At 61.4% G+C, this 23,996-nt stretch carries 22 protein-coding genes and 1 tRNA gene; 11 read left to right on the forward strand and 12 right to left on the reverse strand.

Features of this window, described 5'->3' with window-relative positions; all coding sequences use genetic code 11:
• Positions 1-51: 51 nt before the first annotated feature.
• Both H6X51_RS16275 and H6X51_RS16280 read right to left on the reverse strand, forming a co-directional pair.
• Positions 52-852, reverse strand: a complete 801-nt coding sequence (locus tag H6X51_RS16275) for a hypothetical protein (RefSeq protein WP_185268523.1) — start codon at positions 850-852, stop codon at positions 52-54.
• A gap of 173 nt (positions 853-1,025) precedes the next feature.
• On the reverse strand, positions 1,026-3,056 hold the full coding sequence (locus H6X51_RS16280; RefSeq protein WP_185268524.1) for an NADPH-dependent 2,4-dienoyl-CoA reductase: 2,031 nt from the start codon (positions 3,054-3,056) through the stop codon (positions 1,026-1,028).
• A gap of 151 nt (positions 3,057-3,207) precedes the next feature.
• Here H6X51_RS16280 and H6X51_RS16285 point away from each other — a divergent pair, with 151 nt between their 5' ends.
• A complete protein-coding gene (locus H6X51_RS16285; protein WP_185268525.1) occupies positions 3,208-4,308 on the forward strand; it encodes an AraC family transcriptional regulator in 1,101 nt (366 codons plus the stop codon).
• 417 nt (positions 4,309-4,725) lie between these two features.
• On the opposite strand, the gene H6X51_RS16290 is transcribed toward H6X51_RS16285, so the two are convergent.
• From H6X51_RS16290 to H6X51_RS16310, 5 genes are all read right to left on the reverse strand, one after another.
• Entirely contained in the window at positions 4,726-5,451 is a 726-nt protein-coding gene (locus H6X51_RS16290; RefSeq protein WP_185268526.1) for an adenosylcobinamide-GDP ribazoletransferase, read from the reverse strand.
• A complete protein-coding gene (locus tag H6X51_RS16295; protein WP_185268527.1) occupies positions 5,439-6,011 on the reverse strand; it encodes a histidine phosphatase family protein in 573 nt (190 codons plus the stop codon). Before H6X51_RS16295 ends, H6X51_RS16290 begins: the two co-directional genes overlap by 13 nt.
• Entirely contained in the window at positions 6,005-7,066 is a 1,062-nt protein-coding gene (gene cobT / locus H6X51_RS16300) for a nicotinate-nucleotide--dimethylbenzimidazole phosphoribosyltransferase (RefSeq protein ID WP_185268528.1), read from the reverse strand. Before cobT ends, H6X51_RS16295 begins: the two co-directional genes overlap by 7 nt.
• A 17-nt stretch (positions 7,067-7,083) precedes the next feature.
• On the reverse strand, positions 7,084-7,602 hold the full coding sequence (cobU, locus tag H6X51_RS16305; protein ID WP_185268529.1) for a bifunctional adenosylcobinamide kinase/adenosylcobinamide-phosphate guanylyltransferase: 519 nt from the start codon (positions 7,600-7,602) through the stop codon (positions 7,084-7,086).
• Between the two features lie 389 nt (positions 7,603-7,991).
• Positions 7,992-10,370: a membrane-bound PQQ-dependent dehydrogenase, glucose/quinate/shikimate family gene (locus tag H6X51_RS16310; protein WP_185268543.1), complete on the reverse strand. Its 2,379-nt coding sequence runs from the start codon at positions 10,368-10,370 to the stop codon at positions 7,992-7,994.
• A gap of 134 nt (positions 10,371-10,504) precedes the next feature.
• On the opposite strand from H6X51_RS16310, the gene H6X51_RS16315 reads away from it, so the two are divergent.
• The 5 genes from H6X51_RS16315 (at position 10,505) to hemH (ending at position 15,431) form a co-directional block, all read left to right on the forward strand.
• The gene (locus H6X51_RS16315; RefSeq protein ID WP_185268530.1) at positions 10,505-10,753 is read left to right on the forward strand and encodes a heavy-metal-associated domain-containing protein; all 249 of its coding nucleotides are present in this window, start codon (positions 10,505-10,507) and stop codon (positions 10,751-10,753) included.
• Between the two features lie 19 nt (positions 10,754-10,772).
• Positions 10,773-11,219 (forward strand): DUF411 domain-containing protein, encoded by a 447-nt coding sequence (locus tag H6X51_RS16320; RefSeq protein ID WP_185268531.1) that lies wholly within the window; start codon positions 10,773-10,775, stop codon positions 11,217-11,219.
• A gap of 192 nt (positions 11,220-11,411) precedes the next feature.
• On the forward strand, positions 11,412-12,368 hold the full coding sequence (locus H6X51_RS16325) for a YbgA family protein (RefSeq protein WP_185268532.1): 957 nt from the start codon (positions 11,412-11,414) through the stop codon (positions 12,366-12,368).
• A gap of 253 nt (positions 12,369-12,621) precedes the next feature.
• Entirely contained in the window at positions 12,622-14,061 is a 1,440-nt protein-coding gene (gene phrB / locus H6X51_RS16330; protein ID WP_185268533.1) for a deoxyribodipyrimidine photo-lyase, read from the forward strand.
• A gap of 311 nt (positions 14,062-14,372) precedes the next feature.
• A complete protein-coding gene (gene hemH / locus H6X51_RS16335) occupies positions 14,373-15,431 on the forward strand; it encodes a ferrochelatase (protein ID WP_185268534.1) in 1,059 nt (352 codons plus the stop codon).
• On the opposite strand, the gene H6X51_RS16340 is transcribed toward hemH, so the two are convergent.
• Positions 15,408-16,373 (reverse strand): MerR family transcriptional regulator, encoded by a 966-nt coding sequence (locus H6X51_RS16340; RefSeq protein ID WP_185268544.1) that lies wholly within the window; start codon positions 16,371-16,373, stop codon positions 15,408-15,410. The genes hemH and H6X51_RS16340 overlap by 24 nt on opposite strands.
• A 137-nt stretch (positions 16,374-16,510) precedes the next feature.
• Between H6X51_RS16340 and H6X51_RS16345 the strand changes: the two genes are divergently transcribed.
• Positions 16,511-16,963, forward strand: coding sequence for a PAS domain-containing protein (locus tag H6X51_RS16345; protein WP_185268535.1), 453 nt, complete (start codon positions 16,511-16,513; stop codon positions 16,961-16,963).
• A gap of 225 nt (positions 16,964-17,188) precedes the next feature.
• Here the strand turns inward: H6X51_RS16345 and H6X51_RS16350 are convergent.
• From H6X51_RS16350 to H6X51_RS16360, 3 genes are all read right to left on the reverse strand, one after another.
• Positions 17,189-17,265 (reverse strand) — tRNA-Asp (locus tag H6X51_RS16350).
• Between the two features lie 65 nt (positions 17,266-17,330).
• A complete protein-coding gene (locus tag H6X51_RS16355; RefSeq protein ID WP_185268536.1) occupies positions 17,331-18,632 on the reverse strand; it encodes a type II toxin-antitoxin system HipA family toxin in 1,302 nt (433 codons plus the stop codon).
• Complete coding sequence (locus H6X51_RS16360) at positions 18,629-18,985, reverse strand: helix-turn-helix domain-containing protein (protein ID WP_185268537.1); 357 nt, start codon at positions 18,983-18,985, stop codon at positions 18,629-18,631. The genes H6X51_RS16355 and H6X51_RS16360 overlap by 4 nt, the downstream gene beginning before the upstream one ends.
• Before the next feature lie 238 nt (positions 18,986-19,223).
• On the opposite strand from H6X51_RS16360, the gene H6X51_RS16365 reads away from it, so the two are divergent.
• The 3 genes from H6X51_RS16365 (at position 19,224) to chrA (ending at position 21,276) form a co-directional block, all read left to right on the forward strand.
• Positions 19,224-19,397, forward strand: coding sequence for a DUF2897 family protein (locus H6X51_RS16365; protein ID WP_185268538.1), 174 nt, complete (start codon positions 19,224-19,226; stop codon positions 19,395-19,397).
• 106 nt (positions 19,398-19,503) lie between these two features.
• Positions 19,504-20,034, forward strand: a complete 531-nt coding sequence (locus H6X51_RS16370; protein ID WP_185268539.1) for a DUF2058 domain-containing protein — start codon at positions 19,504-19,506, stop codon at positions 20,032-20,034.
• Positions 20,035-20,061: 27 nt separating this feature from the next.
• On the forward strand, positions 20,062-21,276 hold the full coding sequence (chrA, locus tag H6X51_RS16375; protein WP_185268540.1) for a chromate efflux transporter: 1,215 nt from the start codon (positions 20,062-20,064) through the stop codon (positions 21,274-21,276).
• 9 nt (positions 21,277-21,285) lie between these two features.
• Here chrA and rloA3 read toward each other — a convergent pair whose 3' ends face one another.
• Entirely contained in the window at positions 21,286-21,978 is a 693-nt protein-coding gene (gene rloA3, locus H6X51_RS16380; RefSeq protein ID WP_235991381.1) for a retropepsin-like aspartic peptidase RloA3, read from the reverse strand.
• A 276-nt stretch (positions 21,979-22,254) separates the two neighbouring features.
• Between rloA3 and H6X51_RS16385 the strand changes: the two genes are divergently transcribed.
• Positions 22,255-23,901: a methyl-accepting chemotaxis protein gene (locus tag H6X51_RS16385; RefSeq protein ID WP_185268541.1), complete on the forward strand. Its 1,647-nt coding sequence runs from the start codon at positions 22,255-22,257 to the stop codon at positions 23,899-23,901.
• Positions 23,902-23,996: the final 95 nt, after the last annotated feature.

Genomic DNA, 23,996 nt, shown 5'->3' on the forward strand with positions numbered 1-23,996 from the left:
TCGCCGCGATTGGGCTCCGCCGCTATTACCGCGAGCGATGCGGCGATCCCGCTATTCGCTATCCATGGGCGTGCGGCTTTGCAGTTTACCCAGTTCACGGCGCAGCAACGCATTGAGCTTCTGCTGCTCGGCAAGCTCGCGCTTGATATCCAGCAGTTCACCCTGGGCCACCGTCAGCTGGTCGGCATGCTGGCCACGCAGGTTCTCCAATTGCTGGCGATGCACCTGCTCCTGCAGCCGCAGGCGATTCTGCAGCTCGGCTATCTGGCGCAGGTAGTCGGCACTCTCGCTGGCATGGACCTTTCTCAGCGCCTCCATCTGCGCAGCGAGATCCTCCTCCACCGCCTGGGGGGCGGTTTCCAGAGCCGAGGCGTTGCCATACCAGGCCTCCTCGGCAACCATCTGCAGGTTATCGGTGGCCAGCACCGCCTGGGCCTCCTCATCCTCGCCGAGAATACCCAGGGTATTGCGGGTGACTGCCTGCTTGATCAGGCTCAGGTCCGCCTTGCCGGCGCGCTGACGCGGCTTCCACAGGCTGGCACGGTATTCGCTGCTGTTGCAGAAGCCGAGGCATACCAGGCGAATCGGCCCGCCGCCCATGTCGGGCCCGCGCCCGGCCTTCTCCGCCAGTTGGCGCAGCGGCAGGTTCCATAGACGGTTGACGCAGCCGTCCATGTCGAAGTCGATGGTGAAGAACACCGCCGCGCGTACGTGCAGGCGGTGATTGATCTGCAGGAACACTGCCTCGATGGTCTCGTCGGCGCACTCGGGCGCGGCCACCAGACCATCGAGCAGTGCTTCGAACTCGGGGAACAGCATTTCCCGCGAGATGCCATGTTCAGAGAAGAACATTACCGCTTCAGTCAGCAATGGCCTCTGTATTCTGCCCAGGTCTCTCGCACTCATCCCGCTGCCCATCCGTTCTTGTGATTCCGCCACTGTGCACCTTTTTCGGGGCGATTGCATCCGCCCCCGCGCAGTTTAAGAAAAACATCACACCCGGGATGTGACGGACTTGGCAGAGATTACAGAGTAGCCGCCAGTCGTGATCCCTGATCGATGGCGCGCTTGGCATCCAGCTCGGCTGCGACATCCGCCCCGCCGATCAGGTGCACCGGCTTGCCACTGGCCTGCAGCCCTTCCTGCAGCTCGCGCAGCGGCTCCTGGCCGGCGCAGAGGATGATGGTATCCACCGGCAGCACGCTGACTTCATCACCGCGACGGATATGCAGCCCCTGGTCGTCGATCTGCAGATACTCGACCCCATTGAGCATCTTCACCCGCTTGCTGGCCAGACCGGCGCGGTGGATCCAGCCGGTGGTCTTGCCCAGCCCGGCGCCGACCTTGCTGGCCTTGCGCTGCAGCAGATAGACCTCACGCGCCGGCGCATGCGGCTGCGGCTGTACGCCGGCGATACCACCACGGGCCTGCAGCTCGGGGTCGATGCCCCACTCCTTCCAGAACAGCCCGGTATCGGTGCTGGTGCTCTCGCCAGCATGGCAGATGAACTCGCTCACATCGAAACCGATACCGCCGGCGCCGATCACCGCTACCTTCTGCCCCACCGGCTTGCGCTGCAGGATGGCATCCAGGTAACCGATCACCCTGGGATGCTCGACACCGGGGATGGCCGGCGTGCGCGGGACGATACCGGTGGCCAGGATGACCTCATCGAACTCCGCCAGATCCGCAGCCGCCACGCGGGTATCGAGCTTGAGCTGCACGCCGGTCGCCTCGATGCGCCTGGTGAAATAGCGCAGCGTCTCGTAGAACTCCTCCTTGCCCGGAATCAGCTTGGCCACATTGAACTGGCCGCCGATCTGGCTCGCCGCATCGAACAGCGTCACCGCATAGCCCCGCTCGGCCGCCACGGTGGCCGCCGCCAGGCCTGCCGGGCCAGCACCGACCACGGCAATCTTCTTCACCGCGGTGGTTGGAATGTAATTGAGTTCGGTCTCGTAGCAGGCCCGCGGGTTGACCAGGCAGCTGGTCAGGCGCCCGCTGAAGGTGTGGTCCAGGCACGCCTGGTTGCAGCCGATGCAGGTATTGATCTCGTCCGCCCGGCCGGCGGCGGCCTTGTTGATGAATTCGGGGTCGGCGAGGAACGGGCGGGCCATGGACACCATATCGGCATCGCCCTCGGCCAGCACCTGCTCGGCCACTTCCGGGGTATTGATCCGGTTGGTGGTGATCAGCGGAATGGACACCTCGCCCTTGAGCCGCGCGGTAACCTTGGTGAAGGCCGCGCGCGGCACCTTGGTGGCAATGGTCGGAATACGCGCCTCGTGCCAGCCGATACCGGTATTGATGATGGTCGCCCCGGCCTTCTCGATCTCCCTGGCCAACAGCACCACCTCGTCCCAGCTGCTGCCGTCCTCGACCAGGTCGAGCATCGACAGCCGATAGATGATGATGAACTCGGGACCGACTGCCTCACGCACCCGGCGGACGATTTCCAGCGGCAGGCGCATGCGGTTCTCGTAGCTGCCACCCCAGCGATCGGTACGCTGGTTGACCCGCTCGACCAGGAACTGGTTGATGAAGTAGCCTTCCGAGCCCATGATCTCGACACCGTCATAGCCGGCGCGCTGGGCCAGCGCTGCGCAGTTGACGAAATCGCTGATCTGCTTCTCGATCCCCGCCTCGTCCAGCTCCTTCGGTGTGAACGGGTTGATCGGCGATTGCACGGCGCTGGCGGAAACCTGCTCCGGCGTGAAGGCATAGCGTCCGGCATGCAGGATCTGCAGACAGATCTTGCCGCCCGCCTCATGCACCGCCTGGGTTACCACCTTGTGCTGCTCGGCCTCCTCCGGGGTACTCAGCTTGGCCGCGCCCTTGCCCACGCTGCCTTCGGTGTTGGGGCCGAAGCCGCCGGTGACGATCAGGCCGACACCGCCACGGGCACGCTCGGCAAAGAACGCCGCCATACGCTCGAAACCCTGCGGGCGCTCTTCCAGGCCGGTATGCATGGAACCCATCAACACGCGATTGCGCAGGGTGGTGAAGCCCAGGTCCAGCGGGGCCAACATATGGGGATAGAGAGTCTGTGTGGTCATGCTCGTGCTCCAACGTTCGTCATCAGGCTGCCGGCTCATCGGCCGGCTTTGGTATGCCGCTGACAATAGGCTGCCAGCCCCGACCGCTCAATCACCCCAAATGACATTTTCATAACCCTGGGTTACATTCTGCTTCCCACTGGAAAGGACAATGAGCATGAAACTGGGTGACCTCTCGGTCGGCTACCTGTACAGCCTGCAGGCGGCACTGCGCAGCCTGGAGCACGATCCCGAGCCGCTGCTGCGCCGCTACCGGATCAGCCCGGCGCTGCTCGGTCAGGCCCAGGCACGTATCAGCATTCCACGCTTCATGCGCCTGGGGCATGCCGCGATCCAGCTCAGCGGGCATGCCGACCTCGGCCTGCTGATGGGCCTGCACAGCCAGCCAAGCCACTTCGGTCTGCCTGGGGCGGCTGCGCAGTGCGCGCCGACGCTGGCCGATGCCTTCGAGACGCTGGTGCGCTTCGAGCGCCTGATCAGCCAGAACTACCGCGGGCACTCCAGCTTCCAGGCACCCGCCACGCGCTTCTACTCGATCAGCCCGTACAATGCCTTCAACCTGTTCGTGGTGGACTCGGCGCTGGCCTCGCGCTGGCAACTGGCGCGCCAGCTGACCGATGGCGCGGCGCGGTTGCGCGAGGTACATATCGAGTTTCCCGCCCCGGATTACAGCGCGCGCTACGAGGCGCTGTTCGGCTGCCCGGTACTGTTCGAGCAGGAGCACAACCAGCTGCTGTGGGAAGCCACCAGCCTGGAACTGCAACCGGTACAGAGCGCAGCCACCACGCATGCACAGTTGCTGGAACTGTGCCGGCAACAGCTGCAGCAACTGACCCGGCACCGCCGCCTGCGTGAAAGGGTGGAAGAGATCGTCTCCCCGCAGTTGCACAGCCGCCTGCCGACACTCGATGAGGTGGCTGGCCAACTGGGACTGCCCGGCTGGACCTTGCGCCGACGGCTGAGGATCGAGGACGGCACGCGGTTCCAGGACATCATCGACGAAATCAGGCGCGGACTGGCGCTCAGCTATATCCGCGATACGGAAATTGCCCTGGGGGAAGTGTCGTTTCTCTTGGGGTTTTCATCACCCGCGGCATTTCAGCGGGCGTTCAAGCGCTGGGCGGGGGTGGCGCCGGGGCAGTTTCGGCGGCAGGGGCGTGGAGCTGCTGGCGCGTCGAGTAGCAATTCGATGGATGGGGCTGACCGCCTCCCCCTCTCCCCCGGCCCCTCTCCCGCAAGGGGCGAGGGGTGACTCGCGCCGGGTATGCCGTGTATCTCCTGTTCGAATCAATCGTGAGAGATACTTCGCGAGTATTGATTTATGGCCTCTATTTCGACTCGACTATCCCGGCAGCGATTCGCAGAATTCGCTTGCTCGTCAATACCTCGTTATTTGCAGGGCAAACACGCAGGCTCAGGCGCGAGTCACCCCTCGCCCCTTGCGGGAGAGGGGTCGGGGGAGAGGGGGGAAAGTCGCCAAGCAAAAGAATACCCTACATCTCCTGCGCATCTTCCACATCGTGATCCCAATCCTGCGCACGCTGTTCCAGCAACTCTTCTTCGTATTCGTTCATCTTGTTCTCCTCCGTTTCCCTGTTGCAGGGGTGAAGTTCACACAATCACCTTATGAGCCCTGCATTACAGTCAGATGAACGCTGCCAGAAAAAGTTCAGATCACGGCGCAGGCCACCAGCACGGCGGTTTCCACCAGTTCGACCAGCGCGCCGGCGGTATCGCCGGTGGTGCCGCCGAGGCGCTGGCACAGGTAGTGTCGCAGCACCAGCAACACCACCAATGCCACCGCCAACGCCAGCAACCCCACCCAGCCGAACAGCAGCATCGCCAGGGCATGCACGCCCAGCAACAGTGGCAGACTGTGGCGCGGCATATGCTCGACCAGCACCTGGCCCAGCCCACCGGGGCGCACATAGGGCGTGCTGTACAGCAGCAGGGGCAATACCCAGCGTCCCAGCCAGGGGGCCAGCAGCAGCGCTCCCCACTGCCCGGCCTGCAGCAGGGCCACCAGCGCGGTCAGCTTCAGCAGTAACAGCAGCACCAGGCTGATCACTCCGATCGGCCCGCAGGCCGGGTCCTTCATGATCGCCAGGGTGCGCTCGCGGTCGCCATAGCCGCCGACCCAGGCATCGGCGGTATCGGCCAGGCCATCCAGATGCAGGCCGCCACTGAGCCAGACCCAGATCGTCAGCAGCAATGCCGCCTGCAGCCATACCGACACGCCGCCCAGCAACCCGTGCCCGAGCAACAGCGCGGCCCCGAGCAGCAGCCCGACCAGCGGATACCAGAGCAGTGACCGACCGTTCTCCTCGGCGCTGGGCAGGCGCCACAGGCGCACCGGCAGCCGGGTCAGGAACTGCAGGGCAATCAGCAATGGCATTCGCTCAACCTCCCCTCATCGATGCGTATGCGCAAGCGCTGCCCGTGCGCCACTTCCACCTGCAGCAGCGCCTCGCGCGCCAGCCCACGGGCCCTGGCCAGCAACAGGCGCATCACCCCGCCATGGGTGACCAGCAGCAGGTGCTCGCCGGCGCGGCGTCGGTACAACTCGTCCACGGCGCCCAGCACCCGCCGCTCGAATACTTCCAGCTGCTCGCCTCCCGGGGGCGTGAAGCCATAGGGGTCGGACCAGAAACGGCCAAGATCGTCGGCATGTTCGATCATCAACTCACTGGCGTGGCGGCCTTCCCAGTCGCCGAAGTGCAGTTCACGCACATCCTCCAGCAATACCAGCGGCGCATGGCAGCGCTGCGACAGTTCGAAGGCAAAGTCGGCGCAACGGCGCAACGGCGAACTGATGATCGCATCCCAGGGCTCCGGCTGCTCTGTCGCCAGGCGCATCTGCCGCCAGCCTTCCGGCGTCAGCAGATCATCCAGGCTGCCACGAAAGCCGCCACCGCGCTCGGTCTCGCCATGCCGCAGCAGGTCCAGGGTCAGCATGCTGCCGGCCCTGCCGCCACCGCCGCCTCGGCGAAGGTGGCCATGTCGTTGTGCAGGGCGCAGGCCATGCGCAGCAGCGGTACCGCGGCGGCGGCGCCGGTGCCTTCGCCCAGGCGCATGTCCAGCTCCAGCAGCGGCTCGGCCTGCAGCGCCGCCAGTACCGCCGCGTGCCCCGGCTCAGCGCTGCGGTGGCCGAACAGCATCCAGTCGCGGCAGGCCGGGTTCAGGCGAGTCGCGCACAGTGCCGCAGTGGAGCAGATATAGCCATCCACCAACATCGGAATGCCCTGCTGGGCCGCGGCCAGACAGGCGCCGGCGATGGCGGCGATCTCCAGTCCGCCAAGGCGCTGCAGCACATCCAGCGCGCCATGGCAGTGCGGCCGGTGCAAGCGCAGCGCCGCCTCGATGACCGCCGTCTTGTGTCGCAACCCGGCAGCATCCAGCCCGGTACCGGGGCCGACCAGTGCGGCGACCGGCTGTTCCAGCAGCAGGCTGGCCATGGCGCAGGCCGGGGTGGTGTTGCCGATGCCCATTTCCCCGGCGATGAACAATTGCGCTCCCTGCCCGGCGGCATCCAGTACCGCCTGACGCCCGGCCAGCAGCGCCTGTCGGCACAGCTCGGCAGTCAACGCCGGCTCATGCAGCAGATTGGCGCTGCCCGGCGCCAGATTCAGGTGATGCACACCCGGCAGCGGCTCGATGGGCACGGCCAGGCCAAGATCGCGCAGATCCAGGGTCGCGCCCAATTGCCGGGCCATGACGCTGATCGCCGCACCGCCGTTGGCGAAATTGCGCAGCATCTGCCCGGTCACCGCCTGCGGTGCCGTGGACACGCCTTCCAGCGCAACCCCGTGATCCCCGGCAAACACGCTGATCCACACCCGCTCCAGCTGTGGTCGGGCGTTGCCCTGCCAGCCCGCCAGCCGGATCGCCAACTGCTCCAGCCGGCCCAACGCGCCCTGCGGTTTGGTCAGTTGCGCCTGGCGCTGCTGCGCCTGCTCCCGCGCCTGGCGATCCACCTGCGCCACTTCCTCCAGCCACCACTCTGTCGCCATGTATTCCTCGGTCAATGTCAATCGGTTCCCTTGAGCAGCATCGGCAACCCCGCCACGCAGAACTGCACCCGGTCGCTGCGCCTGGCCAGCGCCTGGTGCAGCCAGCCGGCCTCGTCCACGTAGCGGCGGCTCAGCTCGCCCATGGGCACCACGCCCAGGCCGGTTTCATTGCTGACCAGGATCAGCCTCCCCGGCAGCTCGCCCAGCACCTCCAGCAGTGCCTGGCGCTCCTGTTCCAGGCGTTGCTCATCTTCCTGCAGCAGCAGGTTGGTCAGCCACAGCGTCAGGCAATCCACCAGCAGGCAACGCTCCGCCGCGGCATGCTCGCGCAGCGCCCCGGCCAGTGCCAGGGGCTCCTCGACCAGTTGCCAGTGCGCCGGCCGGCGCTGTCGGTGATGGGCGATGCGCTGGCGCATCTCCTCATCCAGCGGCTGGCTGGTGGCGATATAGGTGACCGCCAGGCCGGAGGCCGTGGCCATCTGTTCCGCGAGGCTGCTCTTGCCGGAGCGCGCCCCACCCAATATCAAATCAATCAATCAGTTATCCCACATAACTCAAGCAATTTATCGGTATCCAGGCACTGCTCGACCAGATCCGCCAGGCATCAGCACCCGGCCCGGCGAAGCACAGATCCACCTGCGGATGCAGCCGCAATAGATTAAAAACAGGTATGGTTGCTGATGCGCGGCAGACAGGGTAGCACGACCCGCCAGCCCACCACCCAAGCCCGCATTGCCCCCCACCATCCTTCGCAAATCCGTCATCCTTCACCAAACCTCGTCATCCTTCGCGAAGGCGAAGGATCCAGGGTGGCGGCTGACCCGGAGTGGCTGGTGGATCCTTCGCCTTCGCGAAGGATGACGAGGTAGAGAGCGATGCCGCATTGTTTCAGGTCAGCTCGGAGGTCCTCCCGCGACAGCCCCTGTCAATCCGGCAGCGCATAGGCGATCACATAGTCACCACGATCAGGCGAGACCCGCGCACCACCGGCACTGATGACAATGTACTGCTTGCCGCTATGTGGTGAGACATAGGTCATCGGGCCGGCCTGGCTGCCCACCGGCAAACGGGACTTCCAGATTTCCCGGCCGGTATAGCTATCGAAGGCCCTCAGGTAGTAATCCTGGGTACCGGCGAAGAACAGCAGGCCGGTTTCGGTAGCCAGCGACGGCCCCAGGGTCGGCATGCCCACCGGGATCGGCAGGCGCATCTTGATACCCATCGGGCCGGTGTCGCGCACCGTGCCCACCGGTACCTGCCAGACCAGCTCACGGGTCTTCAGGTCGATCGCCGACATGGTTCCGAACGGCGGCTTCTGGCAGGGAATGCCCAACGGTGACAGGAAGCGCTCGCGCATGGCACCGTAGGGCGTCCCTTCCATCGGCACAATACCCATCTCGATACCACTGGCGTCAGCGGGGATATCCTCACGCGGCAACATGTAATTGGCCAGCCCCAGGCGCATATCGTTGACGAACATGTAGCTGGTGGTCGGGTCCACCGATACACTGCCCCAGTTCATGCCACCCAGCGAGCCGGGATACTGCAACGCGCGATCCAGGCCCGGCGGGGTATACACGCCTTCATGACGCATGCCGGCAAACTGGATACGGCACACCAACTGATCCAGCAGGGTCGCGCCCCACATGTCCGACTCGACCAGCGTCTCGTTACCGATCGATGGCATGCCCACCGAGAACGGCTGGGTCGGTGCGTAGCGCTCGCCTTCCAGGTTGCCGGCCGGCACCGGGCGCTGCTCCACCTCGGCGATCGGCTCGCCGGTGACCCGGTTGAGCAGGAAGATCTCGCCCTGCTTGGTCACCTGGGCCACCGCCGGCACGCTGCCACCCTGCCCGTCCGGAATGTCGTACAACAGCGGCTGGGCCGGCAGGTCGAAGTCCCAGATATCGTGATGGGTCATCTGGTAGTGCCAGCGCACGCGCCCGGTCTGCGCCTCGACCGCGACCAGCGACGAGCTGTACAGGTCGTCCAGTTCGGTGCGCTGGCCAGCCCAGAAGTCCGGGGTGGTATTGCCGGTAGGCAGGTAGATCAATCCCAGCTCGGCATCATAGGACATGGCCGACCAGACGTTGGGCGTGCCCAGAGTATAGGTCTGGCCTGCCGGTGGGCGACGGGTGGTTTCCGGGTTGCCCGGATCCCAGGCCCAGATCAGATCGCCGCTGCGCACATCGAAGGCGCGCACCACTCCCGGAGGCTCGCCGACGTAGAAGTTGTCCGCCACCCGGCCGCCGACCACCACCAGCTCACCGGCCACCAGTGGCGTGGAGGTCTGCTGGTAGAAACCATCCTTCACCTCTCCCATGTCAACCTTGAGGTCGACCGTACCGTTGTCACCGAAATCGGCGCACAGCTCACCGGTCTCGGCATTGATAGCCAGCAGACGGGCATCCCCGGTCGGCAGGAACAGGCGTCGCTGGCAACTGGCCGCCGGACTGCCAGCGGCGTCACCCGCCACGATGGGGCTGGTGACTTGCTCGGCGAAATAGCCCAGGCCGCGGCAGCGCTGCCAGACCGGCGCATGCCCTTCGGGATCGAACATCCAGCGCTGCTCACCGGAGTCCACATCCAGAGCGAAGATCTTGCCGTAGGCGTTGCAGTAGTACAGGGTATCGCCGACCTGCAACGGGGTATTCTGGTCCTCCGCACCAGCGCCGGTGCTTTCCGGCAACTCACCGGTACGGAAGGTCCAGGCCACCTCCAACTGATCGATGTTCTCCGGAGTGATCTGGTCCAGCGCGGCAAAACGATCACCGTGGGTGGTGTTGCCCCAATGCATCCAGTCGGTCTGCTCGACACCATCGGGCAACGGAGTGCGCACCGGGTCACGCGCAGCCAGTTGACTGTTCATCGGCATGAACATGGCGGCAAAAGTGGCGACCACGCCAACCAGCATGATCACCGGCACCACCACGGCGCCACGGCCAGGCAGCTCGCCGGTGCGACGCAGCATCGCAGGGTAGATGAAGGCAATGACCAGGCCCATCACCGCCAGCATGTACAGGCGCGATACCAGCGGCCAGAACTCCAGGCCCGCATCCCAGATGGCCCATACCACCGATAACAGGAAAACCAGAGCAAACAGCAGAGCACCGGATGGACGCCCTCGCGCAATCAACACCCCGGCAATCACTATCGCCACGCCAGCCGGCAGGTAGTACCAACTACCGCCCAGCGTCACCAGATATCCGCCCCCCAGAGCCAGCACCAACCCCACCAGCGCGCAGGCCAACCCGACAATCACTGTGAACGCTCTCAAGAGTGTCGCTCCTTGCAAACCCGTTATCTGAAAGTGGACCGATCAACCCCATCCACACCGACATCCAGTATAGACACCGGTGAGCCAGGCGATGCGGATTGACTTTGCCACGATGTCAGAGTTGAGAATGCGCTCAGTTCACACATCCAGGGAGTCCCCCAATGAGTTCCATCGAATTGAATGTACGGGAAATGAGCTGCAGCTCCTGCGTCAAGCATGTTACCGAAGCACTGACCGCCGTGGCCGGCGTCAACGCCGTCGATGTCGATCTGGATGGCGGCCGGGTCAAGGTCAGCGGCCAGGCCGACAGCCAGGCACTGATCAGCGCGCTGGACGCCGCCGGCTATCCCGCGGCCATCGCCAGCGCAGCGCATGACGGTCATACTACCTGCTGTGGCGGTTGCCACTGAGACCATCAAGGATCACATCATGCATAGCAGATTACGTTTCGTTGCCCTGACCGCCATGCTGCTCGGCGGCCTGGCCCAGGCCGCCGACAACCTGACCATCGATGTCCATCGCGATGCCAACTGCGGCTGTTGCAAGGACTGGATCAAGCACATGGAAACCAACGGTTTCACGGTGAATGATCACGTCGAGCCGAACATGGCCACGGTCAAACAGGAACTGGGAGTACCGCCGCGCCTGGGCTCCTGCCACACCGCCGTTCTCAACGGGCAGTTCATCGAAGGCCACGTACCGGCCGAGCAGGTGCTGGCACTGCAAACCCGGCCAGACCTGCTGGGCATCGCGGTCCCCGGCATGCCGATGGGTTCGCCAGGCATGGAGTATGGTGACCGTCAGGACCCCTACCAGGTGGTGGGCCTGACCAAGGACGGGCAGCTGGAAGTGGTTGCCGAGTATCCGGACAACTGAAGCAAAAAAGTCTTGAGGGCGGTCGGTTTTATCAGGCCGCCGCCCCCAGGCTGCTGGTCAGTACGAGTTTCCCGTTTCGTGAGGTCTCCGGGCAGCCAGGCACAAAACTGTACAAAACATTGACTTGTACAGAAAATGACATATGATCCCAAAACATGTACAGATTAGATTGCTGTGCAGGTTGAGGATCCCATGACAACTGACAACACCATCAAGATCGGTATCAGTGCCTGTCTGCAAGGCCAGAAAGTGCGTTACAACGGTGGACACAAGGCCTCCCATCTGTGCATCGAGGTGCTGTCACGCCACTTCGATTTTATCGGGCTGTGTCCAGAGCAAGCCATTGGCTTGGGCACGCCGCGTCAACCGATTCGCTTGGTTGGCGACCCATATAACCCACGTGCAGTAGGGACAGTCAATTCAGATCTGGATGTCACTGACGCCCTGAGAGCCTGCGGCCACCGCGCTGCCGAGCAGTTGCGTAACATAAGTGGCTACATTTTGATGCAGAAGTCACCATCGTGTGGAATGGAGCGAGTCAAGGTCTACAGGGACAACGGCTACCCCGCCAATGGCGGTGGACGAGGCCTGTTCGCCACGGCATTGATGCAAGCACGCCCGGACTTGCCAGTCGAAGAGGATGGACGCCTGCACGATCCTGTATTGCGGGAAAACTTTATTACTCGCGTATTTGCTTATGCAGAATGGCAACAACTGCAAGCTCAGGGGTTGACGCGAAAGGCCGTGATGGACTTTCACGCACGCTACAAATACCAGCTGATGGCCAATAACCGGGAGCAGTACAAAGCGCTTGGCCAAGCGGTGGCGCAGAGCGCGGATATACCGCTGCAGGCGTTCGCCGCGAGGTATTTCACTCAGTTCATGGAAGCCCTCAAAAAGCCTGCCAACCGTGGTAGCCACACTAACGTATTGCAACATCTCTCAGGCTATCTCAAACGGGCATTGAGCAAGACTGACAAGCAGGAACTGCAAAGGCTGATTGATCAGTATCGAAAGGGTATTGTGCCCTTAGTAGTACCGATAACCATGATCAAATACCACTTTCGCCGCTATCCGGATGCTTACATCGAGCGCCAGGCCTACCTGCAACCGCATCCTGAAGAACTCGGCCTGCGCAATGCATTATGAATAATTATTGCCAAGAGCAACCCAGTTCATCTCTGCCTGAAAACCTGCCGCCTATTCGTGACATCGCTCAGCAAAATGAAGTTCCGCCTGCAACACTGCGTGCCTGGGAGCGCTGTCTTGGCTCGCTCCAGCCACAGCGTACCGCTCAGGGACATGGTCTTTAGAGTGCCGGACATGCATCTCGCCGACGCCCCCTGGTCGCCATGCAATACCTGCGGACTGGGTCTACTTGATTACCGCTGAGGAAATACTTATGCATCAACTGATCTGGTTTCGCACCGACCTGCGGGTGCGCGATAACACTGCATTGTGCGCCGCCATGCAGGCTGGCCCGGTTCTGGCTGTATTTTTGCTCAGCCCCGGCCAATGGCGCAGCCACGACGATGCGCCATGCAAGATTAATTTCTGGTTGCGTAATCTGGCCAGTTTGCAGAAGGAACTGCAAGCACTGAACGTACCCTTGCTGATTCGTCATGCTGAACACTGGAGCGATGCGCCCGCCGTGCTTGCCGGTCTATGTCAGGAGCAGAAAATCAGCAAGGTGCAGGTCAACCAGGAGTATGGTCTGAATGAAACCCGTCGCGACCGGGCAGTAGCCCAGCGACTGGCAGCGCTGGGCGTGGACTTTACCAGCCACATGGATCACCTGCTGCTGCGCCCCGGCAGCATCCTCACCCGTACCGGTGGTTACTTTCGGGTTTTCAGCCAGTTCCGCAAGGTCTCTTATCAACGCTTGCAGCTTGCGCTGCCGAGCTGCCTTGCACTGCCAGAACCACAGGCACCGCTTGGCATCGAGAGCGATTCGATTCCCACAGCAGTGCCCGGGTTTGCTGCACCAAGCGTCGCTCTGCAAGCCCTCTGGCCAACAGGCGAAGCAGCCGCGCTAGAGCGCCTGGACGGTTTTGTAGACCAGCACCTGGACGCCTATGACCGTCAGCGCGACCTGCCCGCTCAACCCGGCACCAGCCAGCTTTCGGCCTATCTGGTTGCCGGCGTACTGTCGCCCAGGCAATGCCTGCATGCGGCGCTGCGTAACAATCGAGGCGAGTTCGAAACCGGCAGCAAGGGTGCCGTAACCTGGATCAACGAACTGCTCTGGCGTGAGTTCTACAGCCACATCCTGGTTGGTTTCCCGCAGGTGTCCCGGCATCGCGCCTTTCGTGAGCACACCGAGGCTGTGCCCTGGCGTCAGTCACCCGGGGAGCTTGCCGCATGGCAAGAGGGGCGCACCGGCTTTCCGCTGATTGATGCCGCCATGCGTCAATTGCTGGCCACAGGCTGGATGCACAACCGACTGCGCATGGTCGTGGCCATGTTTCTGACCAAGAACCTGCTGATTGACTGGCGCGAAGGTGAGCGTTTTTTCATGCAGCACCTTATTGATGGTGACCTTGCTGCAAACAACGGTGGCTGGCAATGGAGTGCTTCCACGGGTACCGATGCCGTGCCCTGGTTTCGCCTGTTCAATCCCATCACCCAGTCACAACGCTTCGATCCCCAAGGCCACTTTATCCGGCATTGGTTGCCAGAATTGGCTCATCTGGATGATCGCCTGATACATGCCCCCAGTGCGGTCGGCTCCTTGTTTGCCGTGACCGATTACCCAGCGCCCATGGTCGATCTGGCTGCCAGCCGCGAGCGTGCTCTGAGCGCCTTCAAGAATCTCTCCGCGCCGGAGCCTGGCCATGTCTGACTTTCTGCATCGTGTAACCAAGCTCAGGGGCGAACGGAGTACTCAACCAAGCTGCACATCCAGTGCCTGAAGGGATAGCGACTGTAATGCATGACGGCGCACAGGCATCTTGGTCATCGTCTTTCTAACACCACACAAATCTATACAAAAAATACATACCGTACAGAAATATCCGAATGGAAATGTTATTCTCTGCGCGTGTTTTCTTCGGATTGCTTCCTGCAACCCCTTGAAAACAGAACTTGCAGGGGGCTTTGCATAGGTTATGTACAGCTTTGTCATGGTAACGTTGTTGCGCAAGGGAGTTATACATGCAGGATCAAGGCCTGTTGCTGATCAATCTGGGGTCTCCCCGGTCAACCGAGGTAAGCGATGTGCGCCAGTACCTCAACCAGTTCCTGATGGACCCCTATGTTATCGACTTGCCCTGGCCACTGCGTCGCGCTCTGGTCAGCCTGATATTGCTCCGACGCCCGTCCGAGTCGGCAGAAGCCTACCGGCAGATATGGTGGGAGGAGGGATCGCCGCTGATAGTCATCAGTCAGCGTCTGTGCAACGCAGTGCGCCCGCTCTGGAAGCACGGCCCTGTTGAGCTGGGTATGCGGTATGCAGCCCCGTCCATTGAAAACGCGTTATTGGCACTGGCTGAGCAAGGCGCACGTAGTGTCCTGGTTGCCCCTCTGTACCCCCAGTTTGCTGATAGCACTACCACCACTGCCATCGAAGAAGTGCGCCGCGTTATAAATAAGCACAAACTGTCACTGCAGCTACGTACCCTGCCGCCTTTTCATGCTGAACCAGACTACATTCAGGCACTGGTTGCCAGTGCTCGCCCTGCTCTGGAACAGGATTTTCACCATCTGCTATTTAGCTTTCATGGCCTGCCTGAGCGCTATCTGATCAAGCGCGACCCTGGCAAGAACCATTGTCTGCAATCGTCAGACTGTTGCCATAGAGCAACGGGAGAGGTGCTGAAAACCTGCTACAAAGCCCAGTGCATACAAAGTGCTGCTGAATTTGCAGCTAACGCCGGACTGAAGCCGGAGCAATGGTCAGTAGCCTTCCAGTCACGCCTTGGGAGAGCCAAGTGGATTGAGCCCTATACGGAGTCACGATTGGATGAATTGGCGCAACAAGGTGTGAGAAAACTGTTGGTCATGTCGCCGGCCTTCGTTGCGGATTGCATTGAGACATATGAAGAGCTCGGCATCCGTGGACGTGTCCAGTTTATCGCTGCTGGTGGCGAAGACCTGCAGTTGATTCCCTGCCTGAATGACAACCATGACTGGGCGCAAGCGCTGGTACGCCTGTGTGAAGCCCAGCTTGGCGCTACCGCCACACAGATCTCAGGTGTCCAGGTGGCCGGATAGAAACTGTTCCAGTCTGCTTGCCATCACCTGGGGCTCTTTACCCAGATTGGCCAGGGGTGAGCTTCGCAACTGTTCCGCTGCCAGCTCTGCCCCTACGCCTGCCAGAGCCACCGGGCTATCGACCTTCTGCGCCAATTTGGTGATCTTGCTTAGCTGTGTGGGTGACAGCGGCGTCGGGGCAAAGAGCACCAGGGCTGTAGGCAATATGGACTGGCAGACAAGGGGTAGCTCGTCCAGCGGCTGGCCCACTGGTAGCGTGCGTAATATCCCTTTCCCATTATCGAGCAGTAGCCCAGTGACCAGCATTTCCAGCTCTCGGCATGAATCAGGCAGCACAACAAACAGTACTGAGTCACCACCGTTATGTCGTAAGAACTGCAGCCGCTGCAGCGCCCTGGCCCGCAGGAACGCATCATAAAACAACCACTGACTGCGCTGGCCAAAACCAGTAAGGTGCAACCACTCTTGCCACAACGGCATGAGTACTTTCCCGAAGCTCTGCTCTATTGGATAAGTGCTGAATAGTTGACCATACAGCTGATCCAGTCGAGCCTCGTCAAAGACTTCTATCGCTTGACGAATACCTTCCCGCCACTCACCCCAGGGCGATGCAGGTTCCGAGTGGACTGCCGGTGTTTCGTCAGCCACAGGTCCGGCACTGGAAGAGGTTTGCAGTGCCAATAAAGAAGCGACCTTGCTCACCGCAACGCCGCGATCTGTCCAGGACATGATGCGCCGGACAGTATCCACATCCGCCGCCGAATACAGTCGATGCCCGCCTTCTGTTCGTACCGGGCGGATCAATCCGTAGCGACGCTCCCATGCACGTAGAGTTACAGGGTTGATGCCAGTAAGGCGCACAACTTCGCCTATCGGCAGCAGCCCTTCTTCGGGGTGCGCCTGCCGGGTAACAGGCGGTAATAACTCGGCTCGCTTGGTCATTGGCAAAATAGGTAGCTCTGGATAAACCCGAATAGTGTACAGCGGCTGCGTCTTGTATACATCCTCGATGAGCGATTACACATTGCTTGCCCGTCGGGTATCCTATACCGCCCTGCTGTATGCCGAGAGTTGGATAGATGATCAACGCAAAATTACTGCAACTGGTAGTGGATGCTTCCAATGACGGCATCGTGATTGCCGAGCAAGAGGGAGAGGACAACATCCTCATCTATGCCAATCCGGCTTTTGAACGCCTGACTGGCTACACGCTTGACGATATTCTCTATCAAGACTGCCGCTTCCTGCAGGGCGATGACCGTGATCAACCTGGTATCGAAGCCATCCGCGCGGCAGTGAAGAATAATCAGCCCTGTCGCCAGACTCTGCGCAACTATCGGCGCGATGGCAGCCAGTTCTGGAACGAGCTCTCCATCACGCCGGTTTTCAATGAAGCCGACAACCTGACTTATTTCATCGGTATCCAGAAAGACGTCAGCACGGAAGTTCAGGCCAGCAAGCGCGTGCTCGAGCTGGAGGCTGAAGTCGAGCAGCTCAGGCAACAACTGGAAGCCCTGAAGAGTAAAACCTGATATCTCGTCCGACATGGAGCTTGCGCCAGAATATGTACGCAGGTTTCTCACTGGCATGGAGTGAAATACTAACCGGGCGCTCATAGAGAAAATGAACACCGGTTTTTCAGGGGGGGCTGGCACGGTTTGGTCAAGCAGCCAAAATCGCCCTCTGGCCAGAGTCTCGGAACCAAACACAAAAAACGAAAAAACTCTTATCTTTCAACAAGATAAGAGATTTTAATATGGCGCAGCGGACGGGACTCGAACCCGCGACCCCCGGCGTGACAGGCCGGTATTCTAACCAACTGAACTACCGCTGCGCATCTGTCTGACGACAGGCGCGCATTGTAAATGTTTGCTGGATCAAGTCAAGCCATATCGAATCTCATATTGCCAGCCGCAAGTGCGCCGCAACTTGCTCGGTCCATTGCGGCGCCACCCCAGCCTGCGCAGCGAACTCCGGCCAGCGCAGCACACTGGCGCGCACCTCGGCCACAATGGCTTCCGCCCGCCCCCGCTTGAGACCGGCACTTTTCCCGCAACTGTTGAAATCCGCAAGAGTAAATCCATCGCGCTTGCCATTCATCGACATCTGATGCATGGCAGTCCATGCTCCCAGGGGGTTATAGCTGAAGGTGACATCGAAGGCCGGCGACAGCTTCCAGGCGCCACGGCGATCCATCAGGAAAGCGATGTTCTTCACATGGTCATCCTGATTGCGGGCAAGGATATTGAAGACCATGCGCCGGAACTGCTCCTCGAGTGCCTGCATCGGCAAACCCAGGCGACGGATCACCAGCAGCGCCTGCTCGTAGGAATACGCCCCGGCCTGGTTGAAATCATAATGCGCCAGGGCACATAACGACTGCATGTGCAGCTTGCCCCCATCCTCGGTACGGTCGAAACGCCGCGTCATGAAATGACGACGCCCACCTTCCTCCAGCAGGCGGCAATCACTCATGTCGATACCGGCGGCAACGGCCATCAGGTAATAGGCATACTCGATTGCACAATAGCCCTGCGGATCATCCAACTCCCGGTCGCGATTGCCCGTCACACCATCGAACTTGAGCAACCAGTAGGCAAACCCCTCCCCCGCCGCCACTTGACCGGAGCGGACCTCATTGCTGTTCGGATTCCAGGCGATGACCGCCTTCGCCCTCGCGCCGCCGGCCGAAGTGCCGACGCGCAGAATGTCCTTGAGTGCAGCAGCCTTGTAGGCACCGGCGAAGGATGCTGACAGATCGTTGCGATTGGCAAGCACCTCGGATGCCAGACTCACCAGCGCCTCGATATCCACCGCACCCGACTGCTGTAGACGTGGCCCGTTCATGGGAACGAACTCCAGAGCCCCCATCCCCCGGCTACCGGTGTAGCAAAGCCGCTCCACTGCATTGAAACTCTCGGGGGTACGCCCCTGTGCCGCCAGCCAGGCGTTGATCAATGCATTACCGAACTTGTCCGGCAGGCTGTCGGCCAGCAGACCAGGCAAACCATGAAACGTCTGCCTGGCCAGCTCGGGAAAGCGATAGACGCGATTGGATAGAGGCATGACCAAGGGTGACAACTGGATATCGCTATTGACGAACGCGGGATCGTACTGGAAATCCGCCACCTCCTCACCGTCAGCCAAGGATACCGCGCCGATAGTCCGCCCCCATAGTCGCACTTCGGCCAGGGTCGTCATGACTCATCTCCCCAACGCCACGGCGCACCAGGCTCCTGAATAGCTGCCGTTGTCGAGGTCCGCACCCGCTGGGGAACCTTGCCCTTACCTCGCAACAACGCCATGGGACCAGGACCTTGTGCAGGCAGCAGTTGATCCAGCCCCGGCAAGAGCTCCAACACGCGCAGGATGCGAATGAAACTGGTCAACTGGGTAGAGGCTCCCGTTTCCAAACGCTCCAGAGTGCGCTTCGATACGCCGGCCTGCTCAGCCAACATGGCCTGGGTAAGCCCCATATCCAGGCGCCGACGGGCGACACGGCTGCCCAGCTCCGTCAGAACCACCTCATCGGAAAGCATTTCTTGAATATTCATATCGTCACTATAGTCGAATTACCTATTTAATAACCAATATTTCGTCACATATGACGAGATAAAACATAACTTACTTGATGATCTCGTCAGAAATGACGCCAAATACAAGAAATTGCCATTTAATCGCCATAATAGACGAATTATAAAACATCAGAAGCACGCTCTCATATTACCGATTTGCTATCCCGCCGCCTGTTAACCATGCTGTAACCACCACCCTTGTACAAAGGAACCTGCAATGTCCCTGACCGGCTGGATCTTTGTCCTGATCATCGTCGCCACCGTCATCGGAGGCCTCTATCTATTGCGCAAGACGGCTAACAAGATGCCGATCGGCGAGGAACAGATGAAGCGCATCAAGGAACGTCAGGCCGAACTGGAGCGCCAGGAAAGGCAGGGGAAGCACGACTGACCTGCCGCCCCGCGCCAAGGGCTGCCGGCATGGTTGTGATTGCACGGCAACCCACCCTAAAATGCGCCTTTCAAATTCCACGCCCCGTCACAGGTAGCCCCAACGCATGGTCAATTCACTGCAAGCCCAGCTGCTCAAAGCCGGACTGGTCGATGAAAAGAAACTCAAACAGGCCCAGCGCGCCAAGAAAAAGGCTGCAAAGAATACGCCGGAGAAGGTACATGACACCGCCGCCGCGGTAGAGAAGGCACGTGCCGAGAAAGCCGAGCGCGACCGCCAACTGAACCTGCAGCGCCAGGAGGAAGCCGCCCGCCGTGAGCGCGAGGCCCAGGCCAAGCAACTGATCGAACAGGCCAAGCTGGATCGCAGCGGTGGCGAAACCGCCTACCAGTTCGTTGTCAAGAACAAGGTCAAGAAGATCTACGTCACCAATGAACAGTTCGACAAGCTCAGCCGCGGCAAACTGGGCATCGTCCGCCTGTCCGGGCACTTCGAACTCATCCCCCTGGATGTCGCCGAGAAGGTGGCTGAGCGCGCCCCGCACTGGCCAGTAATCATCGCCAAGGTGGCGGCCGAACAACCGGCCGAAGACGACCCCTACGCCGACTTCAAGGTACCTGACGACCTGATGTGGTAAGTCCTTACCTGCCATCGGGAGCAGTCCATGGATCAGGCCCACCCCAGCGCCCCGCACCACGCCCATGACCGGAGTCCCTGGGCTGTCTTCCTGATCTTCCTGCGTCTGGGCCTGACCTCCTTCGGCGGGCCCGTTGCCCATCTCGGCTACTTCCGCGATGAGTTCGTCGTGCGCCGGCGCTGGCTGTCCGAACGCAGTTACGCCGACCTGGTTGCGCTGTGCCAGTTTCTGCCCGGCCCGGCCAGCAGCCAGGTCGGGCTGGCGCTGGGTCTTTCCCGCTCGGGCTACGCCGGGGCCCTGGCAGCCTGGGCCGGCTTCACCCTGCCATCGGCGCTGGCACTTATCCTGTTCGCCGTCACCCTGATACGCCACGGCAACCTTGACCCCGCCGCGTTGCACGGCTTCAAGATAGTCGCCGTGGCGGTGGTCGCTCAGGCTGTATGGGGCATGGCGCGCAGCCTGTGTCCGGATCGCCTGCGCGTCACCATCATGGCCGGTGCTGCAGCGATCGTGCTGCTGGTACCTGTATTCTGGGTTCAATTGCTCGTACTGCTGGCGGCAGGCATTCTGGGGCTGGCACTGATCAGTGCCGACAGCAGCGAGGTAGCCACTACCCAGCCCGGGCGCGTCAGTCGGCGCAGCGGCAGTATCGCGCTGGGGTTGTTCCTCGGTCTGTTGATCGGACTGCCAGTGCTGGTGACCCTGTTCCCCAGCCCGCTGCTGGCAGCCATCGACAGCTTCTATCGGGTCGGGTCATTGGTGTTCGGTGGCGGGCACGTGGTGCTGCCGCTGCTGCAGGCGGAAACGGTGGGCACCGGCTGGGTCAGCGCGGATACCTTCCTGGTCGGCTACGGTGCCGCTCAGGCTGTCCCCGGCCCGCTATTCACCTTCGCCGCCTTTCTCGGCGCGGCCATGGAGACCGGGCTGCCCGCCTGGGTCAACGGCATGGTCTGCCTGCTGGCGGTGTTCGCGCCATCCTTTCTGCTGGTCATCGGCGTGCTGCCGTTCTGGGAGCGGCTGCGTCACAGTGCCCGGACTCGTGCGGCCCTGGCTGGGGTCAACGCGGCGGTGGTCGGCCTGTTGCTGGCGGCGCTGTACCAGCCGGTGTGGACCAGTGCCATCCTCGGTCCCGGGGATGTGGTGCTGGCCCTGCTGGCATTTATCGCGCTGATGTTCTGGAAACTGCCGCCATGGCTGGTGGTCCTGGCCACAGCGGCAGCGGGATGGATGATGAGTGGCTAGTCGGAAAGCTTATTCCGCGCCTTCCTGCTCATCATCTTCCTCTTCGGTTTCCGACGGCTGGTCGATCTGGCTGTCGTCCACCAGGTTGGCATCGTCACGCAGTTGCTGTTGCCTGCTGCGCTCCTCCTCACTCGCCTCCTCCGGGCAATCCAGCGGCAGCATGAAGGTGTCGGACACATCGATCAGGCCGATATGCTCGATGGTGCGCCGGCCGAGCAGCACCGGATAGGTCATGTCGCTGCGATCGCGCAGGGAAAACTGCTCTTCATAGATCCGGTTGCCGATGCACATGCGCATCTTGACCACCGGACGATAATCCTCGCCGCCGGCACCACGCACGGTAATCTGGCGATAGACCGGACGCTCGAAATGCATGGTCACCCGCTTGCCGGTGTCGGCATCCTTCACCTCGACGTCATAGCGTACCCAGCGTTTGCCCTTGCGGGTGAAGCGCTCCAGGTTCACCGCATGCATGGACGAGGTCAACGCCCCGGAGTCCACCTTGACCTTGACTGCGGTCTGCTCAGGCAGGATCAGTCCCTTCTCGATCCAGCCCACCACCACCTTGCCGGTGAGATCCTCCGACATGACCGCATCAGCGGGCGGCTCGATGGCCTCCTGCGTCTGGGCAAAAACGCTGGTGGATACGGCGGCTGTGCTCAACAGTGCCGCGAGGGACAGGTTCTTGATAGATAACTGCATAAAATATCCTTTGGGAAACAAACGGATAGACCGGGGCATCGGGAAAAAGTGCCATCGGCGCGGCATTGCGGCGGCAATTTAACATGCCATTACCCCCCGCTGAAAGGTCATCCGGCTGCCCGATAGAGCCGTGCACTACCCGTCGGCAAAGACCAGCAGATTCACCGGACGAATAATGGCATATCGATATTGTCTAGCCGACAAAAAATGCTGCAGTATCCTTGCAGCTGGCCGATAACTGCCACAGTGACTAATAAAAGATCGCGGAGATCAACAATGGATTTGTTACGCCGGATACGCATCAGCCAGAGAATATGGCTGATCCTTATCGTTGCACTGGCCAGCCTGCTGGTGCTGACCTTCATTTCTCTCAACCACCTGCGCCAAGAGATCCATACCGCCGAGATCACCAAGGCCACTCACCTGGTGGAAACCGCCCATACCCTGCTCGCCTCCTATCACGCCAAGGAACTGAGCGGCGAGCTGAGCCCAGAGCAGGCCCGCCGGCAGGCACTCGATACCCTGCGTGGGCTGCGCTACGGCGGCAACGAATACTTCTGGGTCAATGACATGAACTACGTCATGCTCATGCACCCCTTCGCCCCGGAGACCGAGGGCGTCGACCTCAGCACCCTGGGCTCTGACCGGGGGCCCAACGTGATCAAGGACATGGTCGACCTGGCCCGCGTCCAGGGCACCGGCTACTACGAGTACAACTGGGTCAAGCCCGGCGGCAAGGTAGGCGAGGATGACCCGGTGCGGCGCCTGTCTGCTTTCACTCATTTCAAGCCGTGGGACTACATGATCGGCACCGGCATCTTCCTCACCGACATGCAGACCAAGTTCCGCACCCAGGTGCTCTGGGCGCTGGCGGTGGTCGCGATGATCATGCTGATCATGATCGGCATCCTCTATATCATCGGCCGCAGCATCACCCAGCCGCTGAACCTGGTGGTCCAGGCGATGGGCGATATCGCCGATGGCGAGGGCGACCTGACCCGCACGCTGGACAGTAATGCACGGGACGAACTGTCCCTGCTGGCGCGGCATTTCAATACCTTCACCGACAACCTGCGCAAGATGGTCGGGCAACTGGGCGATGGCGCCAACCAGATGATCAGCGCCAGCCACCAGTTGGACCAGATCAGCAATGCCAGCCTGGACGGCATGACCCGCCAGTCCGAACGCATGGAGCTGATGGCCACGGCGGTCAACGAGATCACCTATGGTGTACAGGATGTGGCGCAGAACGCCAACGCCGCCGCCCAGGAAGTGGAAAACGCCAACGAAGGGGCCAATTTCGGCCGCACGCAGGTGGAGAAAACCATCGAGCAGATCAACCATCTGTCCGGCAGCGTGAACACCGCCGTCGCCCATATGGAAACCCTGTCGGCCGATGCCAATGAAATCGCCACTGTGCTGGACGTGATCCGCGCCATTGCCGAACAGACCAACCTGCTGGCACTGAATGCCGCCATCGAGGCGGCGCGCGCCGGGGAAATGGGCCGCGGCTTCGCCGTGGTGGCCGACGAGGTACGCAACCTCGCCCAGCGCACCCAGAAGTCCACCGAGGAAATCCACGGCATGATCACCCGGCTGCAGAACAACACGCAGTCGGTGGTGCAGGTCATCCATGAAAGCAGCCGCTATTCCGAACTCAGCGTCGAACAGGTCAACGCCGCCGGCCAGGCGCTGGACCAGATCGCCCAGTCCATGCAGCAACTGGTGGCGCTGAATGCTTCCATCGCCAGTGCCACGACCCAGCAGTCCACCGTGGTCGAGGACGTCAACCGCAACGTCACCGAAGCGGCGGAACTGGCCCGGGAAACCACCGACGGCGCCAAGGAAACCGCCCAGGCCAGCGAACACCTGGCTCGGATCGGCCAGCAGATCAGCAGCCTGCTGGGCCGTTTCAAGACCTGAACGACACGCGCCTGATCCGGTTGTCGTATATGGTCTCCTCCCTCATTGCAAGGCTTTCAACATTCAATGACAAGAGCAGGTTGTCTGTCGTATAT

Source organism: Halopseudomonas xiamenensis, assembly GCF_014219065.1.
GTDB classification, from domain to species: Bacteria; Pseudomonadota; Gammaproteobacteria; order Pseudomonadales; family Pseudomonadaceae; genus Halopseudomonas; species Halopseudomonas xiamenensis.

Coding starts and splice junctions, on each gene's coding strand:
- H6X51_RS16275 (WP_185268523.1), bottom strand. CDS start 852: ATGTTCTTCTCTGAACATGGCATCTCGCGGGAAATGCTGTTCCCCGAG.
- H6X51_RS16280 (WP_185268524.1), bottom strand. CDS start 3,056: ATGACCACACAGACTCTCTATCCCCATATGTTGGCCCCGCTGGACCTG.
- H6X51_RS16285 (WP_185268525.1), top strand. CDS start 3,208: ATGAGCATGAAACTGGGTGACCTCTCGGTCGGCTACCTGTACAGCCTG.
- H6X51_RS16290 (WP_185268526.1), bottom strand. CDS start 5,451: ATGCCATTGCTGATTGCCCTGCAGTTCCTGACCCGGCTGCCGGTGCGC.
- H6X51_RS16295 (WP_185268527.1), bottom strand. CDS start 6,011: ATGCTGACCCTGGACCTGCTGCGGCATGGCGAGACCGAGCGCGGTGGC.
- cobT (WP_185268528.1), bottom strand. CDS start 7,066: ATGGCGACAGAGTGGTGGCTGGAGGAAGTGGCGCAGGTGGATCGCCAG.
- H6X51_RS16315 (WP_185268530.1), top strand. CDS start 10,505: ATGAGTTCCATCGAATTGAATGTACGGGAAATGAGCTGCAGCTCCTGC.
- H6X51_RS16320 (WP_185268531.1), top strand. CDS start 10,773: ATGCATAGCAGATTACGTTTCGTTGCCCTGACCGCCATGCTGCTCGGC.
- H6X51_RS16325 (WP_185268532.1), top strand. CDS start 11,412: ATGACAACTGACAACACCATCAAGATCGGTATCAGTGCCTGTCTGCAA.
- phrB (WP_185268533.1), top strand. CDS start 12,622: ATGCATCAACTGATCTGGTTTCGCACCGACCTGCGGGTGCGCGATAAC.
- hemH (WP_185268534.1), top strand. CDS start 14,373: ATGCAGGATCAAGGCCTGTTGCTGATCAATCTGGGGTCTCCCCGGTCA.
- H6X51_RS16340 (WP_185268544.1), bottom strand. CDS start 16,373: ATGACCAAGCGAGCCGAGTTATTACCGCCTGTTACCCGGCAGGCGCAC.
- H6X51_RS16345 (WP_185268535.1), top strand. CDS start 16,511: ATGATCAACGCAAAATTACTGCAACTGGTAGTGGATGCTTCCAATGAC.
- H6X51_RS16355 (WP_185268536.1), bottom strand. CDS start 18,632: ATGACGACCCTGGCCGAAGTGCGACTATGGGGGCGGACTATCGGCGCG.
- H6X51_RS16360 (WP_185268537.1), bottom strand. CDS start 18,985: ATGAATATTCAAGAAATGCTTTCCGATGAGGTGGTTCTGACGGAGCTG.
- H6X51_RS16365 (WP_185268538.1), top strand. CDS start 19,224: ATGTCCCTGACCGGCTGGATCTTTGTCCTGATCATCGTCGCCACCGTC.
- H6X51_RS16370 (WP_185268539.1), top strand. CDS start 19,504: ATGGTCAATTCACTGCAAGCCCAGCTGCTCAAAGCCGGACTGGTCGAT.
- chrA (WP_185268540.1), top strand. CDS start 20,062: ATGGATCAGGCCCACCCCAGCGCCCCGCACCACGCCCATGACCGGAGT.
- rloA3 (WP_235991381.1), bottom strand. CDS start 21,978: ATGCAGTTATCTATCAAGAACCTGTCCCTCGCGGCACTGTTGAGCACA.
- H6X51_RS16385 (WP_185268541.1), top strand. CDS start 22,255: ATGGATTTGTTACGCCGGATACGCATCAGCCAGAGAATATGGCTGATC.